The 17593-nt window shown below is 64.8% G+C and carries 15 protein-coding genes; 4 read left to right on the top strand and 11 right to left on the bottom strand.

Annotated elements, in window-relative coordinates; translation table 11 throughout:
* Positions 1-461: 461 nt before the first annotated feature.
* From ACVMIH_RS24360 to lepA, 4 genes are all read right to left on the bottom strand, one after another.
* Positions 462-1634: an acyl-CoA dehydrogenase family protein gene (locus ACVMIH_RS24360; RefSeq protein WP_456863595.1), complete on the bottom strand. Its 1173-nt coding sequence runs from the start codon at positions 1632-1634 to the stop codon at positions 462-464.
* A 161-nt stretch (positions 1635-1795) separates the two neighbouring features.
* Positions 1796-3022: an MFS transporter gene (locus ACVMIH_RS24355; RefSeq protein ID WP_076831136.1), complete on the bottom strand. Its 1227-nt coding sequence runs from the start codon at positions 3020-3022 to the stop codon at positions 1796-1798.
* Positions 3023-3276: 254 nt separating this feature from the next.
* On the bottom strand, positions 3277-3606 hold the full coding sequence (locus ACVMIH_RS24350) for a hypothetical protein (RefSeq protein WP_456863592.1): 330 nt from the start codon (positions 3604-3606) through the stop codon (positions 3277-3279).
* Positions 3607-3706: 100 nt separating this feature from the next.
* Positions 3707-5518, bottom strand: a complete 1812-nt coding sequence (gene lepA, locus ACVMIH_RS24345) for a translation elongation factor 4 (RefSeq protein ID WP_057019506.1) — start codon at positions 5516-5518, stop codon at positions 3707-3709.
* A gap of 182 nt (positions 5519-5700) precedes the next feature.
* Here lepA and ACVMIH_RS24340 point away from each other — a divergent pair, with 182 nt between their 5' ends.
* Both ACVMIH_RS24340 and ACVMIH_RS24335 read left to right on the top strand, forming a co-directional pair.
* The gene (locus tag ACVMIH_RS24340; protein ID WP_456863589.1) at positions 5701-5943 is read left to right on the top strand and encodes a M15 family metallopeptidase; all 243 of its coding nucleotides are present in this window, start codon (positions 5701-5703) and stop codon (positions 5941-5943) included.
* Positions 5944-6078: 135 nt separating this feature from the next.
* Complete coding sequence (locus tag ACVMIH_RS24335) at positions 6079-7692, top strand: glycosyltransferase family 39 protein (protein ID WP_057019504.1); 1614 nt, start codon at positions 6079-6081, stop codon at positions 7690-7692.
* Positions 7693-7876: 184 nt separating this feature from the next.
* On the opposite strand, the gene ACVMIH_RS24330 is transcribed toward ACVMIH_RS24335, so the two are convergent.
* The 5 genes from ACVMIH_RS24330 to ACVMIH_RS24310 form a co-directional block, all read right to left on the bottom strand.
* Entirely contained in the window at positions 7877-8203 is a 327-nt protein-coding gene (locus ACVMIH_RS24330) for an HPr family phosphocarrier protein (protein ID WP_157343710.1), read from the bottom strand.
* Positions 8200-8601, bottom strand: coding sequence for a PTS sugar transporter subunit IIA (locus ACVMIH_RS24325; RefSeq protein WP_021076632.1), 402 nt, complete (start codon positions 8599-8601; stop codon positions 8200-8202). Before ACVMIH_RS24325 ends, ACVMIH_RS24330 begins: the two co-directional genes overlap by 4 nt.
* Positions 8602-8815: 214 nt before the next feature.
* Positions 8816-9256 carry an HPr kinase/phosphorylase gene (locus ACVMIH_RS24320; RefSeq protein ID WP_057019503.1) on the bottom strand — a complete coding sequence of 147 codons (441 nt, stop codon included), beginning with the start codon at positions 9254-9256 and terminating at the stop codon, positions 8816-8818.
* On the bottom strand, positions 9253-11061 hold the full coding sequence (locus ACVMIH_RS24315; protein WP_057019534.1) for a sensor histidine kinase: 1809 nt from the start codon (positions 11059-11061) through the stop codon (positions 9253-9255). Before ACVMIH_RS24315 ends, ACVMIH_RS24320 begins: the two co-directional genes overlap by 4 nt.
* Before the next feature lie 110 nt (positions 11062-11171).
* The gene (locus ACVMIH_RS24310; RefSeq protein ID WP_016843287.1) at positions 11172-11873 is read right to left on the bottom strand and encodes a response regulator transcription factor; all 702 of its coding nucleotides are present in this window, start codon (positions 11871-11873) and stop codon (positions 11172-11174) included.
* Between the two features lie 241 nt (positions 11874-12114).
* Here ACVMIH_RS24310 and ACVMIH_RS24305 point away from each other — a divergent pair, with 241 nt between their 5' ends.
* Positions 12115-12849: a HugZ family pyridoxamine 5'-phosphate oxidase gene (locus tag ACVMIH_RS24305; protein ID WP_076831125.1), complete on the top strand. Its 735-nt coding sequence runs from the start codon at positions 12115-12117 to the stop codon at positions 12847-12849.
* 912 nt (positions 12850-13761) lie between these two features.
* Positions 13762-15378, top strand: coding sequence for a phosphoenolpyruvate carboxykinase (locus ACVMIH_RS24300; protein WP_057019501.1), 1617 nt, complete (start codon positions 13762-13764; stop codon positions 15376-15378).
* Positions 15379-15647: 269 nt separating this feature from the next.
* On the opposite strand, the gene rocF is transcribed toward ACVMIH_RS24300, so the two are convergent.
* Both rocF and ACVMIH_RS24290 read right to left on the bottom strand, forming a co-directional pair.
* On the bottom strand, positions 15648-16625 hold the full coding sequence (rocF, locus tag ACVMIH_RS24295) for an arginase (RefSeq protein WP_076831116.1): 978 nt from the start codon (positions 16623-16625) through the stop codon (positions 15648-15650).
* A 102-nt stretch (positions 16626-16727) separates the two neighbouring features.
* The gene (locus tag ACVMIH_RS24290) at positions 16728-17549 is read right to left on the bottom strand and encodes an acyl-CoA thioesterase (protein WP_057019500.1); all 822 of its coding nucleotides are present in this window, start codon (positions 17547-17549) and stop codon (positions 16728-16730) included.
* Positions 17550-17593 lie beyond the last annotated feature (44 nt).

Here is a 17593-nt window from a genome sequence, read left to right as displayed (position 1 = left end):
TACTCCTTGTCTCTTGGTGGAACTGCTGCAGAGCGCGCGGACGCGCCGACTAACCAAGAACTGCCAAGGCAGTTCGGTTGCTTAGTACGAACGAATAGATGCGCTGCGCCTGCTCATAAAACAGCACCAAGATTGCGAATTTTGGCTGTACCAAGCGCGACGGCTGCCCTCTGCGAGCTCAATGCGTTACCGCACCGCTGAAAAATCCGGGCAGTCGACAGAATCCATTTTGCACAGTCGGGGACAGAATTCAGATTGCGAGGGCCGCCAGTCGTCATGCCCACTGTTGGGCCCAAAACCGACATGCCATGATTACCCGGCGATGTCGTGTTTTAGGGAGCAGAGCCGACACAGCGGACTTATGAGTCAACGCCCTGATGCAATCTGACTTGATCGCGCTTCAGTTCCTGTTCAAGTATGATCTTTTCGGAAAACCGCTTCGCACTTTTCCGGATCATGCTTTAGCGCGCGGTCGGCGGAGCGCCGAGATTGCCTGCCAAAATCGCCTTGCCGGCGTCCTCGTACTGGGTGTCGCGGGCCTGGATTTGCTGCGCGATTGCGTGCATGTCGCGAAACCGTCGCTCGAACGGATTCTTGGCGAACACCGCCGTTGCCCCCGACATGTGATAGGCGATGTCGACCACTGCGGCCGACTGGTGGATGGTCCAGGTCGAGGCGATGCGGATCGCGACGCGATGCGCCTCGGTGATCGGGTCGCCGCGGACGAGATCGTTCCAGACCTCGTGGGCCGTCGCGTACAGATAGGCGCGCGCGGCGCGCAGGCTGGCCTCGGTGCGCCCGATCTGGCCCTGCACGGCATTGTTGTCGCGCATCGCCTTGAGGCCTTGCGGGGTCTTGCCGCGGGCAAGCTCGGTCGCCGCGTCCAGCATGGCGCGGGCGACGCCGAGCGAGGTGGCGGCAAAGCCCATGCTGAACACCATGTTGGTGGAGAGCTTGTAGAGCGGGCCGCCCTCGCGGCACGCGGCGGGATCGTCGCGCAGCGCGGCGAATTTTTCCGGGATGAAGAGGTTGTCGACCGAATAGGAATCGGTGCCGGTGCCTTTCAGACCGATCACGTCCCAGACGTCGTACATCACGGCCTGCGACATCGGAAACAGGATGGTGCGGACCTCCGGCGAACCGTCAGGCTTCCTGCGCGGCGAGCCGTCGGCCTCGACGACGCGGACATGGGCGCCGAGCCAGCTCGCCTGCCGCGAGCCCGAGGCAAAATCCCAGCGCGCGCTGGCGCGATAGCCGCCGGGCTCGGCGCGCACCTCATGGGCGATAGCGCCCCAGGCGAGGATGCCGGGCGTGGTGTTGAAGATCTCGTTAGCTGCGTCGGGTTCGAGATAGGCCGCGGTCATGGCGCAGACGCTGCACTGGCCGAGGCACCAGGCGGTCGATGCATCGGCCTTGGCGATCTCCTCCTGCATCTGCATGAAGGCGTCCAGTGTCGCCTCGGCGCCGCCAAAACGCTTCGGCAGCAGCGCGCGATACAGCCCGTTCTCGACCAGTGCCGCGGTGACGGATGGCGTCAGTCGCCGTGTCCGTTCGATCTCGTCGGCTTCACTCGTGATCAGCGGCGCCAGCGCGCGCGCCCGCTCGACAAGGTCGAATCCCTGCGGCTTGTTCATGCGTGTCCTCGGCGCCTTCTGTCATTCTTGTTGGGCAGGCCGGGCGATGGTGGCTCATCCGGCAGGAGAGGGCAAGGGAAGGCAAGGCGGGACGGCGCCGATGCAGATCAGCTATCCATCCGCTGTGCCGGTGCGCGCGAGTGTGACGAATGCAGCCGCGCTCAGGCGGCGGCGCGGCCGAGATCGAGCGACGGCTGGCGCTTGGTCGAGAAACTCAGCGCCACGGCGACCGCGGCGAGGCCGATCGCAAAGGAACCGGCGTGCAGCCACGTATAGCCGTGGAACGTGTCGAACACGTAACCGCCGGCCCACGGCCCGAGCGCCATGCCGAGGCTCGCGAAGGCCGACACCGCGCCGAACACCGTGCCCATGATGCGCGCGCCGAAGAACTCGCGCACCAGCACGGCGTAGAGCGGCATCACTCCGCCATAGGCCAGCCCGAACACGACAGACAGCGCGTAGAACTCGCCGAGCTGCGCCACCGCGAGATAGGTCGCGATCGACAGCGCCTGCACCAGGAGGCCGCCGACCAGGACCGGCTTGGCGCCGAGCCGGTCGGCGAGCACGCCGAGCAGCAGCCGGCCGCCGAGCCCGGAGAAGCCGGCGAGGCTGTAGACTGTGACCGCGGTGAGCGGCGCGATGCCGCACACCATGGCGTAGGACACCATGTGGAAGATCGGTCCCGAATGCGCCGCGCAGCAGGCGAAATGCGCCAGTGCCAGCGTGATGAATTGCGGCGTGCGCAGCGCCTGCGCCGCGGTCCATTCAGTTTGCGGCACGTTCGCGGCGGTCGGGATTGCGACGTCCGTTCCCTGCGGCGCCGGGCGCACCAGGAACGATGCGGGGATCAGCAACGCCCATGCGGCGATGCCGATCACGAACATCGCAAAGCGCCAGTCATAGGCCGTGATCAGCCAGCTCGCGGACGGCGCGACGGTCAGCGGCGATACGCCCATGCCGGCCGACACCAGCGCGACCGCGAGGCTGCGATGCTTGTCGATCCAGGCGCTGGCGAGCGCCATCATCGGCGCATAGAAGCTGCCGGCCGCGATCCCGATCAGCACGCCGAAGCAGAGCTGGAATTGCCACAGGCTCTGCGCCTGGCTTGCCGTCACGAGGCCAAGCCCGAGCAACAGGCTGCCCGCCAGCACCACGATGCGGGTGCCGAAGCGGTCGGACAGCGCGCCCCAGGCGAACGCCGCAAAACCCATGCAGAGGAAATCCAGCGTCGCCGCCGCCGAGACGCCGGCGCGCGACCAGCCCATCGCATCCGAGATCGGCTGCAGGAACACCGCGAGCGACAGCATGGTGCCGAAGCCGACGCAGGTCATCAGCGCGCCCGCGCCGACGACGACCCAGCCATAGTCCAACCGAGCGGCCTTGCTCATGCGTTTCCCCGGCGTTGTTGTTTGTTGTGGTGCGCGCAGGGAGGATGCTGGCCTATCTGAGGTCCAGGGGCAACATGACGGGCAACATGCCTCTCATTCCGGGATCAGCGGATTGTGCGTTGCATGCGCAAGATGTCGCAGCCGAGGTGCGGCTAGAGCCTTTTCCGTTCCGATAGAATCGGAACGGGGCTCTAGATTCTTGCTTTGACGCGTTTTCTTCACGCGAACCGGGAGCCACTTCGCTCGAAAACGCTCTAGCCGCACTGCCAGGCGCGCCCGATCGGCGTCCAGGTCCAGCACGGGCCAAAACTGCCGCCATTGTAGCGGCCGCGGTAGAATCCGGGGCGGCCGAAATAGTACCAATCCCCGCCATACCAATATTGCGGCGAATAGTCCGGGTAGCCGCGGGCGGCGCCGCGCGGGCCGAACACCGGAGTGGTTTGGTTCGGCGGCTGCCGGTAGCCGGGCAGGAAGCCATAGCCGTGCCAGCGGGTGCCGTGCCGCTTCTTCGAGGAGGCGGCGGAGCTCAGGTCCGGCTGCAGCAGTGCGAGGATGACGATAAGGAGGAACAGGATGCGCAACATGATCGCAGTCTAGTCGGAGCGCGATGCAGTGGCGATTCAAATCATGGTGCGTTTTGTTGCTGGGACAAGAATGGGCAACAGTCGCGCCGGTAGCGCCGCCTCAGCTGTCCACCTTGAGCGCGGCGATGAAGGCTTCCTGCGGGATGTCGACCTTGCCGAACTGCCGCATCTTCTTCTTGCCTTCCTTCTGCTTCTCCAGAAGCTTGCGCTTGCGCGTGATGTCGCCGCCGTAGCACTTCGCGGTGACGTCCTTGCGCAGCGCGCGGACGGTTTCGCGCGCGATCACCTTGCCGCCGATCGCCGCCTGGATCGGGATCTGGAACATGTGCGGTGGAATCAGCTCCTTCATCTTCTCGACCATGGCGCGGCCGCGGCCCTCGGCGCGGGTGCGATGCACCAGCATCGACAGCGCGTCGACCGGCTCGGCGTTGACCAGGATCTGCATCTTGACCAGATCGGCCGGCTTGTAGTCGGTCAGATGATAGTCGAACGAGGCGTAGCCCTTGGAGACCGACTTCAGGCGATCGTAGAAGTCGAACACCACTTCATTGAGCGGCAGGTCGTATTTCACCATCGCGCGGGAGCCGACATAAGTGAGCTCCTTCTGCGAGCCGCGGCGGTCCTGGCACAGCTTCAAGACGCTGCCGAGATATTCGTCGGGCGTGAGGATCGTCGCCTCGATCCACGGCTCCTCGATCTCGGCGATCTTGACCACGTCGGGCATGTCGACCGGGTTGTGGATCTCGAGCTCGGTGCCGTCGGTCAGCTTCATCTTGTAGATCACGCTCGGCGCGGTCGCGATCAGATTGAGGTCGAATTCGCGCGACAGCCGCTCCTGGATGATTTCCAGATGCAGCAGGCCGAGGAAACCGCAGCGGAAGCCGAAGCCGAGCGCGGCGGAAGTTTCCATCTCGTAGGAAAAGCTTGCGTCGTTGAGCCGCAGCTTGCCCATCGCCGCGCGGAGCGTTTCGAAGTCGTTGGCGTCGACCGGAAACAAGCCGCAGAACACGACCGGAATCGCCGGCTTGAAGCCCGGCAGCATCTCGCTGATCGGCTTCTTGTCATCGGTGATGGTGTCGCCGACGCGGGTGTCGGCAACTTCCTTGATCGCCGCGGTGATGAAGCCGATCTCGCCGGGGCCGAGCTCCTCGACCTGCTCCATCTTCGGCGTGAAGAAGCCGACGCGTTCGATATCGTAGGCCGCGCCGGTGCCCATCATGCGGATGCGGCTCCCCTTCTTCATCACGCCGTCGACGACGCGGATCAAGACGACCACGCCGAGATAGACGTCGTACCAGCTGTCGACCAGCAACGCCTTCAGGGTCGCGTCGCGGTCGCCCTTCGGCGGCGGCAGGCGGGTGACGATCGCTTCCAGCACGTCAGGCACGCCGACGCCGGTCTTGGCCGAGATCATCACGGCGTCGGACGCATCGATGCCGATCACGTCCTCGATCTGCTGCTTGACCTTCTCGGGCTCGGCCGCGGGCAGGTCGACCTTGTTCAGGACCGGCACGATCTCGTGATTGTTGTCGAGCGCCTGATAGACATTGGCGAGCGTCTGCGCCTCGACGCCCTGGCTGGCGTCAACCACGAGCAGGGAACCCTCGCAGGCCGCCAGCGACCGCGAGACCTCGTAGGCGAAGTCGACATGGCCGGGCGTGTCCATCAGGTTGAAGATGTAATCCTTGCCGTCCTTGGCGCGGTAGTTCAGCCGGACGGTCTGCGCCTTGATGGTGATGCCGCGCTCGCGCTCGATATCCATCGAATCGAGCACCTGCTCCTTGCCCGCCATTTCACGATCCGACAGGCCGCCCGTCATCTGGATCAGGCGGTCGGCAAGGGTCGATTTGCCATGGTCGATATGGGCGACGATGGAGAAGTTGCGGATGTTCGAAATCGGGGCAGTTGTCATGGGCGCGGGATAGCATCCGCACCCCCGCGCGGGCAACCAAATTGCGGTATTTTGCAGCGGTGTGACGACGAATCACGGCGCCGTTTCCGGCTGGGTTGCCGTGACCGATTCCCGGGCATGTTCCTGCCAGGTTCGGCGGCCCGAAAATCGTCTTTCGCGTCGCCGACACCGGGCGGATGAGCATGCACGGCTACGCCGCCGCCATCGACCTCAACCTGAAAGTTCGGGATGACCGGCTGTGGGCCGGCAAAGGCAAGACCATCCCCTGCAACAACTGGATGCCGCGCGAGATCGTCGACATCTTCGAGCGTCACGGCTTCATCTGGGCGGCAAATGGTGTCACTACGATACCATGCATTTCGAGCACCGGCCGGACTTCCCCGAAAGTGAATCCGCTGGCTGGAGGCGTTCTCACGCCAAGCTGATTTCACTGGCCACAAAAACGCGCTAAAGCGCGCTGAAATGCGGATGAGCACTCATCGCGCTTCCGCTTTCATTCGGGCATGATCCTTCCGGGAAACCGCTTTCCACTTTTCCGGGGCATGCCTCAGGCACAGGCCATGTCGACCGCCTCCACGCTCCCCGCCGCCCGGCGCACCAAACGCAAGCTGACGATCCGGCGGATTGCCGCCTGGATCGCCTCGCGCGCCACCGATCCCAGGACCAGCCTGTGGTTCGTGATCGGCTTCGCGCTGGTTCATGCGGTGCTGTGGACGCTGATCCTGGTCAAGCTCAAGGCCGCACAGGACATCCATATGGATGTTGCGGAAGCCTATGCCTGGGGCCAGCGCTTCCTGCTCGGCTATGGCAAGCACCCGCCGCTGTCGGGCTGGATCGCCGGGGTCTGGTTCAGGATTTTTCCGGTCACCAACTGGTCGACCTATGCGCTTGCGATGACGACGGTCAGCTTCGCGCTGGTGGTGTGCTGGCTGATCGCGCTGCGTGTCGTCGATCGCCGCCGCGCGTTCTTCATGGTGGTGATGCTCGCGCTCTACCCGATCTTCAATTTCAAGGGCTTCAAATACAACGCCGATCTCGCGCAACTGGTGCCGTTGCCGCTGCTGGTGCTGGCCTATCTGAACGCATTCGAGAAGCGCAGCTTCAAGTCGGGTCTCTGGCTCGGCTTTGCCGGCATGCTGGCGCTGATGACCAAGTACTGGGTGGTGACGATGATCGGCGCCGTCGGGCTGGCCGCGCTGATCCATCCGCAACGGACGCAATTCCTGCGCTCGCCGGCGCCATGGGTTGCGATCGGCACGATGGCGGTGGCGATGATCCCGCACCTGGTGTGGCTGGAGGAGGTGGACTTCGTGCCGTTCACCTATGCCGGTGACGTCTACGCGCTGTCGAGCCGCGCACTCAATGTGCAGCTCGTGATCGGCTATGTCGTGCACAATGTCGGGCTGCTCGCGATTCCCGTCGTGCTGGGCCTGGTGGCGCTGCTGCTGGGCTCGGTGCCGTGGCGGCCGTCGGACGTGCTGGCGCGGGTCTGGTCGCGCGGACCCAATCCCGCCGTCAACCTTCCGCAGGCGCTCAACGTCTGGATCATCCAGCTGATCGTCGCGATCGGGCCGCCGCTCGGCGCGCTGGCGTTCACCGTCTATATCAAGACCGATTGGGGCATCCCGCTGTTCTTCCTGGTGCCGCTTGCGCTGGTCGCGATTCCCTCGCTTCGCTTCCCGCGCATGGCGCTGTTCTCGATCACCGCGATCTGGTTCGTGGCCACGATCGCCACGCTGATCGCCGCGCCCAGCATCGCCACGCAGGAGATCGCGTCCAACCATGTCGGCGGCTCGACCTACGCCGCGCGCTCCGAGCTCGCGCGCGAACTCACCCAGACCTGGCAGGACAGATTCCATTCGCGCTGGGCCGTGGTCGTCGCGCGGTCCGATATCGGCGAGCCGATGACGTTCTACAGTCCGGATCATCCGGCATCGCTGGTGCCGGGCGAAGCCTGGTCGTCGGGGCTGACGTCGCTCGACGAAGCCAAGCGTCTCGGCTTCATCGGCGTCTGCGACACCACCGATCCGGTGTTCCTGAAGCCCTGCGAGGCGTGGATGGCGGAGCACGCCAAGGACGCCGAGCCGCTGGTGATGACCACCATGCGCTTCTTCAACGGCCATCCCGGTCCGTCGACGGTCTGGAAGGTCTATCTGGTGCCGCCGGCGAAGTAGCTGTCGCTCCCTCGCCCCGCGCTTGCGGGGTCGAGACGAGCGAAGCTCGCTCTTAGAGGGTTGGGGTGAGGGGCTCTCGCCGCGATGGCGATCTATCGATAGACCTGTACCCCTCACCCGGATCGCATCGTTCGATGCGATCCGACCTCTCCCCGCAAGCGGGGCGAGGTGAGAGGTGACTGCCTTACGTGCCTTCCTCGTTGAACTTGCTGGCGACGAGCTCGGCGATGGCGTCGAGCGCCTGCTGCGCTTCCTCGCCCTTTGCCGAGACCACGACCGTGGTGCCGGGTCCGGCAGCGAGCATCATCAAGCCCATGATCGAGGTGCCGCCGACGGTCTCGGTGCCGCGGGTGACCCAGATCTCGGCGTTGAATCGCTCGACCAGCTGGACGAACTTGGCCGATGCCCGCGCATGCAGGCCGCGCTTGTTGACGATCAGGAGCTCACGGGAAATGGCGCCCGCTGGCACGCCCGGGCCGACCTGATTTCCGCCCGGGGCCTCGTCGCTCATTTGCCTGCGAGAACGCGGCTGGCGATGGTGACGTATTTGCGGCCGGCTTCCTGGGCCATCGCGATCGCGTCGGGCAGCGAACGCTCCTCGCGAACCTTGGCAAGCTTGACCAGCATGGGAAGGTTGATGCCTGCGAGCACTTCCACCTTCGGGCGGCTCATGCAGGAGATCGCAAGGTTTGACGGCGTGCCGCCGAACATGTCGGTGAGGATCGCAACGCCGTCGCCGCTATCGACGCGGTTCACCGCCTCGATGATGTCGCTTCGACAGAGATCGGAATCGTCCTCGGCCCCGATCGTGATCGCTTCAATTTGTTTCTGCGGACCCATGACGTGTTCGAGCGCCGCTCTGAACTCGTCGGCAAGGCGCCCATGGGTCACCAGCACTAGACCAATCATTGGAAACTCCTCGCGGGCGCCCTTTGGTGCACCGCACGAACGCGCCACTTTGACCATCCAGAGGCCCTACGCAAGAGGGCATCTTGGCTAGTCTCCCGGTTCCTGGCGGTAGAGAGGGGAGGCTGCGCCGGCAAAATCCGACGCGATAGTGGATGTGATATGGTTACCAATTCCCTTCCCACAATTGGCCGCAAGATTACGGGAACATGAACTTTCAGGTTGTCGTCAGCGCGGCGACAACCAGCGGCAGGGGTTGGAAGCCAACGCCGACGGGAATTCGCGGTAACAAAACACCATTAAGGCGAATCGTGAGCGCCTCCGGCGGCGGCAGTCGCTCGGCGTCGTCAGCGGCGAGGTCGACGATCAGCCCCACCACGGCTTCGTCTGCGAACGGACAATGGCGGATTCCGAGGCCTCGGATCTCGATCAGACCAGCCAATTGCTGGACCGGACGAACCCACAATTGTTCGCCGGCTGTGTCGAGACGGACACGGTCATCCCCCACCAAAATGGCCGGCGGAAGCGCTCCGGTGCGCCCGGCGAGAATCAGGTCAAAGGCCAGACGCGACTTGCCGGCGCCCGACGGGCCGCGGATCAGCACCGCACGCTCGCCGACCAGAACGGCGGATGCGTGCACGCTTGAATTGTCGCTCATAGTGTCGGCAGCCTGACCACGAAGCGTGCGCCGGCGATGGTGGGCTTGCCGTCTGCGTCCGCAGGGCCAGCGCGGTTCTCGGCCCAGATGCGTCCGCCATGGGCTTCAATGATCTGCTTGGAGATCGCAAGCCCGAGGCCGGAGTTCTGGCCAAACCCTTGGTGCGGCCGGTCGGTGTAGAAGCGCTCGAAGATCCGCTCCAGCGCGTCCTCGCCGATGCCGGGCCCGTCATCGTCGACCACGATCTCGACCTCGCCGCGGTTGCGGCGGCAGACGATGCGCACCTTGTCGCCCGGCTTGGAGAATGATTGCGCGTTCGACAGCAGGTTCGAGATCACCTGGCCGAGCCGTGAATCATGGCCGGGCACAGAGAGCGTATCGGTCGGTCCGCGGCCCTCGAAGCGGGCTTCGACGGCGACGTCGTGGCCGAGCCTGGTCTCGTTGGCGACGCCGGTCAGCGTCGTCAGCAGCCGCCGCAGATCGACCGGCGCCATGTCCTGGCGCTGCAATTCGGCATCGAGCCGGCTGGCGTCGGAGATGTCGGAGATCAGGCGGTCGAGCCGCCTGACGTCATGCTCGATCACGGCGAGCAGCCGCGCGCGGCTGTTGTCGTTGCGCGCCAAAGGCAGCGTCTCGACCGCGGAGCGCAGCGAGGTCAGCGGATTCTTCAGCTCATGGGCGACGTCGGCGGCGAACATCTCGATCGCCTCGATGCGGCTGTACAGCGCGTTGGTCATGTCGCGCAGCGCGCCGGAGAGATGGCCGATCTCGTCGCGGCGCCCGGTGAAGTCGGGAATCTCGACGCGGGTCTGGATGCGGTGGCGGACGCGCTCGGCGCCGTCGGCGAGCCGTCGCACCGGGCCAGCGATCGTGCTCGCCAATAGCAGCGACAGCATGATCATGACGGCGGAGGCGACGCCGCCGATCTTGAGGATGGCGAGGCGCTCGGACATCACCAGCTGGTCGATGTCGTCGCCCTGCGTGGTCAGCATCAATGCACCGCGCACGGCGCGGAAATGCTGCACCGGGACGGCGACCGACACGATGATCGCGCCGCGCTCGGTGACGCGCACGGCGCTGCCCTTCATGCCCTCGAGCGATTGCGCGACTTCGGAATAACCCTTGCCGCCTTCGGGACCGAGTTCGCGATAGATCGGCAGGTCGCCGCGGTTGAGCCAGGTCTTGATGGTGGCCTTGGTCCTTTCATAGAGCGACGGCTTCTCCGACGGCGGCGGCAGCTCCATGCGCAGCACGTCGCCGCGCGCGAACAGATTGCGGCTGTCGAGGATCAGGCCGCCATCGCGGTCGAAGATGCGGGCCCGCGTCTTGGTCGGCGCGATCAGGCGGCGCAGGACCGGCGCGACCCGCTCGGGATTGATCGGGAAATCCGCCGATTCATCCGGCTGGCCATAACTTTCGCCGGGCTTGAGGTCGAGCAGGCGATCGGGGTCGATCGTGACGGTGTTGCCTTCGACGGTGGCCGAGGCCGCGATCGCCTCCGAGATGATCTCGGCATAGACTTGGAGGCTCTGCGTGCGCGCCTCGATCAGGCCAGCGCGGAATTGCGAGAGATAGAGGATGCTGGCGACCAGCGCGACGAGGCCGGCGAGGTTGAGCGAGACGATACGGCGCGTCAGGCTCGAGAACGACAGCGCGAAGAAGAACTGACCGGCGCGGCGCAGCCAGCCGAGCGGACGGCGCCAGCCCTTGTCCTGCGCCACGTCTTCGGCAACGGCGTCCTGATCGAGGAGCTGTGACGCGTCCTCGGTGTTCAGGCCTTGCTCGAGCTGCGTTCGATCAAGCACTGGCAAAGCTGCCGGTTGGTATGGATGTCGTCCCGCGAAGCAATCGTTCGCCCGAGCTTACCCCAGCCGTGCGGAGCCTGTCAGTTAACAAGCCGCCCGGGAAGCGCAGATCAGGCTTCCTTGAAGCGATAGCCGACGCCGTACAGCGTCTCGATCATCTCGAAGTCGTCGTCGACCACCTTGAACTTCTTGCGCAGCCGCTTGATGTGGCTGTCGATGGTGCGGTCGTCGACATAGACCTGGTCGTCATAGGCCGCGTCCATCAGCGCGTTGCGGCTCTTTACGACGCCGGGGCGGGTGGCGAGCGCCTGCAGGATCAGGAATTCGGTCACGGTGAGCGTCACCGGCTCGTTCTTCCAGGTGCAGGTGTGGCGCTCCGGATCCATCCGCAGCAGGCCGCGGTCGAGCGCGCGGGCGTCCGGCTCCTTCGGCGCGGCGGTCGGATCCTTCGGCTGGCCGCGGCGGAGCACGGCCTTGACCCGTTCGACCAGCAGGCGCTGCGAGAACGGCTTGCGGATGAAATCGTCGGCGCCCATTTTCAGGCCGAACAATTCGTCGATCTCCTCATCCTTCGAGGTGAGGAAGATCACCGGCAGGTCGGACTTCTGGCGCAGCCGGCGCAGCGTTTCCATGCCGTCCATGCGCGGCATCTTGATATCGAGGATCGCAAGATCGGGCGGCGACGTGCGAAACCCATCCAGCGCCGACGCACCGTCCGTGTAGGTCATGATGCGATAGCCTTCGGCTTCGAGCGCGATCGAAACCGAAGTGAGAATGTTGCGGTCGTCGTCGACCAGGGCGATTGTGGGCATGTGCTGCTTTCACAATGAGAGTGGCTTAGACGGCGGGCACTCTGGCGACGCGCCGTAGAATTGGGCTTCGAACGCGGTCAACGAGCAATGCAAGCTGGGCTGAAGTGTGACCGAGTTCCGCAAAAATCCGCTTCTGCGACCCACGCGATGGGTCCCCATATAGCACCCTTAGACCATGAGAAAAGGCCCTTTTTTCATAGGGAACCCACCCGATTCGCCCATAAAATGACCCGATAGGCCCATGCAACCGACCGCCGACTTCGATCCTGCCCACCTTGCCCGCTCGCTGCTCCGCCGCAGCCGCCAGGGCGCCCTCGCCACGTTGATGGCCGGTACCGGCGATCCCTATTGCTCGCTGGTCAATCTGGCCAGCCATCCCGACGGCTCGCCGATCCTGCTGATTTCCCGGCTGGCGCTGCATACCAAGAACGTCCTGGCCGATAGCCGGGTGTCGCTGATGCTGGACGAGCGCGCCGAGGGTGATCCGCTGGAGGGCGCCCGGATCATGCTGGCGGGCAAGGCGGAAGAGGTCGGGGAGGCCGGGCGGGAGCTCGTCCGAAGGCGCTATCTCGCTGCCCATCCGTCAGCGGAAGCCTTTGTGGAATTTAAGGATTTCTCGTTCTTCCGGATCAAGCCAAGCGGTGCCCATCTGGTCGCCGGGTTCGGCCGCATCGTGGACCTCAAACCCGCGCAATTCCTGACCGATCTCGGCGGAGCCGAGGCGCTGCTCGAAGCCGAGCCCGGCGCGGTGGCGCATATGAACGAGGATCACCGCGAGGCCATGAACCTTTACGCGACGCGGCTGCTCGGCGCGGAAAGTGCCGACTGGCTCTGCACCGGCTGTGATCCGGATGGCATGGACATGCAGGCCGGCCGCGACACGCTGCGGCTGGATTTCCCTGAGCGCGTCACCACCGGCACCGAGCTGCGCAAGATGCTGGTGCGGCTCGCCGGCGAGGCGCGCGCCAAGGGATAGCAAGGATAGGAGAAAGACCTGTCCTCACGGCGGCGCTGCGGCTGTGGCGAGGCATGGTGTCGCATGGCTGCGGCGGCGCGATTGCGCGATCGCCGAGGTGAAGTGTCCTTCAGCCGCGCGTCGCTTCCTGCTTGCGTAAGGTTTGACAGCGCGATCATTTCGCGCCGGCGTGTCTCGTCATCGCCTTGTTGGCTCGATCCGCGTGCAAGAATATCTGGCGCTGCTGCATCGGAAAATCATCCGGATCGCGATGTCGACCGATGACGCGCGCGCGTGCGACGCGCTGATTGCGTTATCATCGATCGCCAGGGTCAGCGATCGCCTCGCCGCCGTTGCGGAACGTTCACCGCAGTTGAGCGTTGTATCAATCGGGCTTCGACGAAGGTGTGTTGAGCGCAGTCGAAACTGCTCATCAGCAGCTTCTCACTTGCAGCTCAATGCCGATCAGGTGGTGCCGCGTGCAACACGATGGTCATGCTCGGCTCTGCAGCGCTGCGTCAACGCGCGGCGGCTCATCTCAACGATACATCCTCAGCGCGAAATGCATACCCGGCATTCTCCGCGCCGTCCGCCTCGATCGGCGAACGCGCCGCCCGCCGGCTGGCACTTTTTGTGCATCGCAAAGCTCCGTGCGCGGCGGGAAAGGCGATGAAACGTCGCCCGACTGCCGGCAAAACAACGAGAAAACGAAAGCAAGACGAAAGGGTTTCGCGCTGCGGTACTTGCGCCAGATGATGGGCCTGCCTTGGAATCAGCCAAAAGCCGTTCGATTGGCTTGGCAAGCTTGGCGATCCCCACTATTAGGTCGCCGGACCGAAGCCGAGAGGCTATATTCTGATCACGGTCACCGCGGCGGGGCGCGATTGGCGACATTCGCGCGAACAAGGATACGCGGGTTCGAGGAGGTTCTTCGTGCAAGAGACGGGCGTACATAACGGTGCCTTCGGCGCCGACAAATTCGGCTTAAAAAATCTCAAGGGCGTGCATTGGAATTATGGCGCACCCCAGCTTTACGAGCATTCGCTGCGTAATGGCGAAGCGGTGCTGTCGGCCGATGGCGCGCTTTGCGCGGACACCGGTGTGTTCACCGGGCGCAGTCCGAAGGACAAGTTCACGGTCCGCGACGATCTCACCGACAAGAACATGTGGTGGGCCGGCAACCAGTCGATCACCTCGGAGCAGTTCGCCATGCTCCATGCCGACTTCCTCAAGCATGCCGAAGGCATGACGCTGTTCGCGCAGGATCTCTATGGCGGCGCCGATCCGAAGCATCGCATCAAGACCCGCGTCTTCACCGAGCTTGCCTGGCACTCGCTGTTCATCCGCACGCTGCTCATTCGTCCCGAGGCGTCGGAGCTCGCGAGCTTCGTGCCCGAACTGACGATCATCGACCTGCCGAGCTTCCGCGCCGATCCGAAGCGTCACGGCTGCAAGTCGGAGAACGTCGTCGCGATCGATTTCGCCCGCAAGATCGTCCTGATCGGCGGCTCGCAATATGCCGGCGAGATGAAGAAGAGCGTGTTCACCACGCTGAACTATTACCTGCCCGAGAAGGGCGTGATGCCGATGCACTGCTCGGCCAATGTCGGCTCCGACGGCGACACCGCGATCTTCTTCGGCCTGTCCGGCACCGGCAAGACCACGCTCTCGGCCGATCCCAAGCGCACGCTGATCGGCGATGACGAGCATGGCTGGAGCGAGGACGGCGTCTTCAATTTCGAAGGCGGCTGCTACGCCAAGTGCATCAAGCTGTCCGGCGAAGCCGAGCCGGAAATCTACGCCGCCAGCAAGCGCTTCGGCGCGGTGCTGGAAAACGTCGTGCTCGGCGCCAATGATCGCGTGCCCGATTTCGACGACGGCTCGAAGACCGAGAACACCCGCTCGGCCTATCCGCTCGATTTCATCCCGAACGCTTCGCGCACCGGCTGCGCACCGCATCCGAAGAACGTCGTGATGCTCGCCGCCGACGCCTTCGGCGTGATGCCGCCGATCGCCAAGCTGACGCCGGCGCAGGCGATGTATCACTTCCTGTCCGGCTACACCGCGAAGGTCGCCGGCACCGAGCGCGGCCTCGGCAACGAGCCGCAGCCGGAATTCTCCACCTGCTTCGGTTCGCCGTTCCTGCCGCGCGATCCGTCGGTCTACGGCAACATGCTGCGCGAGCTGATCGCCAAGCACAATGTCGATTGCTGGCTGGTCAACACCGGCTGGACCGGCGGCAAGTACGGCACCGGCCGCCGCATGCCGATCAAGGTGACCCGCGCGCTGCTCACCGCGGCGCTGAACGGCTCGCTCCGCAACGCCGACTTCCGCACCGACAAGTATTTCGGCTTCGCGGTGCCGACCTCGCTGCCGGGCGTCGAGCCGCACATCCTCGATCCGATCAAGACCTGGGCCGACAAGGTCGAGTTCGACAAGACCGCGCGTGCGCTGGTCGGCATGTTCCAGAAGAACTTCGCCAAGTTCGAAGCGCAGGTCGACGCCGAAGTCCGCGCCGCCGCGCCGGAAGTGAAGCTGGCGGCGGAGTAGTTCGCGCAAGCGATACGCGATTTGAAAAGGCGGCCCTCGTGGCCGCCTTTTTGATTTTTACGCAGTCAACGAAGCGCGCACCTTTTCGATCCGGCAAGCTGAGCAGCCAACGGCGCCACATACTCCAGTGTCGTCCCGGCGAACGCCGGGATCCATACTCCGCAGCGGATGTTGTGGTTGGGACTCGTCATTCCACCGGTGCGCAACAATGACCATCGGTGGTTATGGGTCCCGGCTTTCGCCGGGACGACATCGCGCGTGTTGCTCCACTACTCCCCCATCTCCGGCAGCACCGCGTTGCTCGGCGTCTGCCGGTCGGTGATCTGCAGGCCGAACAGGCTGCCGATCAATTCGACGGCGACGCGCGCGGTGCGGCCGCGCTCGTCGAGGAAGGGATTGAGCTCAACGATGTCGAGCGAGCGCACCAGCCCGGAATCGTGCAGCAGCTCCATGATGAGATGGGCTTCCCGATAGGTCGCGCCGCCGGGCACCGTGGTACCGACGCCGGGCGCCACCGCCGGATCGAGGAAGTCGACATCGAACGAGACATGCAGCACGCCGTTCTTCGCCCTGACGCGTTCGATGACGCGGCGCGTGAGCACGGCGACGCCGAACTCGTCGATCTGGCGCATGTCCGCGATCGACACGTTGCGCTGCCGCAGCAGCTTGCGCTCCAGCGGATCGACCGAGCGCGTGCCGATCAGGTCGAGCTGATCAGGCGGGATCGAGGCGCGCGGCAGTCCGCCGAGCAGATCGTCGAGACCGGGCTCGCCGCACAGGAACGCGGCCGACATGCCGTGCATGTTGCCGGTGATGGTGGTGGCCGGCGTGTTGTAGTCAGCATGCGCGTCGACCCACAACGCAAACAGCGGCCGGCCCTTTTCCTGCCAGTAGCGCGCGACGCCGTTGATCGACCCCATCGACAGCGAGTGATCGCCGCCCATGAAGATCGGGATCGCGCCGGAATGCGCCAGCCAATAGGCGCGCTCGGAGAGCGCGCGGGTCCAGGTCTTCACCTCGTCATAGAACCTGGTGTTGGCCGGCACCGGGCCGTCGGCGACCACGGCGGGGATCGCAAGGTTGCCGTGATCATCGACCTGGAAGTCGAGCTGCTCGAGCAGGCGCGCGATGCCCGCGGTGCGCAGCGCGTCCGGTCCCATCAGCGGGCCGGCCTGCGATGCGCCGATCTCGATGGGAACGCCAAGCAGGGCGATGCGCGAGGGCTTTGACGTGTCGGCTTCGGACATGCAGCAGTGCTCCCAAAGGTGTGGAACAGAAGCGACGTGCCAATGTTCCCTCAACCCTTGAAATAGGCAATGCGGTCGTAACAGACCAATGTGGATATTTGGCTACGCCTTGAAATAAGCGATCTGCGTCGTGGTCGCGAGCAGCCGGCCGGACGGCGACCACAATTCGCCCTGCTGGTCGCCGTAGCTCTTGTGGAAGCTCTTGGCGTCGGCGGTGGCGAGCACGCGGGTGGTATCCTCCGCGTCCAGGTCGGCCGCGTCGGCGTGGAAATAGGTGGTCAGCGACACGGTGCCGAACGGCACCAGCTCGTGCCTTGCGTGGAAGACGCGGCCGAAGAACGCGTCCGACATCGACATCAGCGACAGCGCATCGAGCTTGCGCGGCACACGGTCGGCGATCCAGAGCTTTGAATACGGGCTCGACGGCTGTTTCGCGCCGCCGCCGCCGGCGAACTTCGGCTCGCCCTCGGCGAAACGGAAATCGTACTGGTTGGCCCAGGTCATCTTGAGCTTTGGAAAGGACCGCAGATGTTCGAACGGCACGGCGCCCGGAAACCCGGCCGGTTGGTGCGACCAGGACGGGCGGCGCTCGGCGAACACGGCGGTTGCCAGCGTCGCGACATCGCCGCCGCCCTGCGTCATCTCGACCGACCAGTGCTGGCTCGAGCGGTTGGCCTTGACCAGGCGGACATCGAGATCGAACGCGCCCTCGGCGACCGGCGCGCAGTAGTTGACCGTCAGCGCCAGCGGATCGCCCGCGCGCTGCGGGTGCTGCATCAGCGCGCGCAGGATGGTCGCGGCCGTGCAGCCGCCGAACGGGCCGACGAACGCCCAGTAATCGGGACTGGTCCGTCCCTGCCAGCGGCTGTCGCCGGCGGTCACGGCGGTGGCTTCATCGAAAAGGTGCGGGGTCTTGGTGAGCATGCAGGTCTTTCAATATCGACTGGCGCTTCCGTATCGCCATACGC

Source organism: Bradyrhizobium sp. USDA 4503, from assembly GCF_054055815.1.
This window is presented reverse-complemented; position numbering and strand designations above follow the sequence as displayed.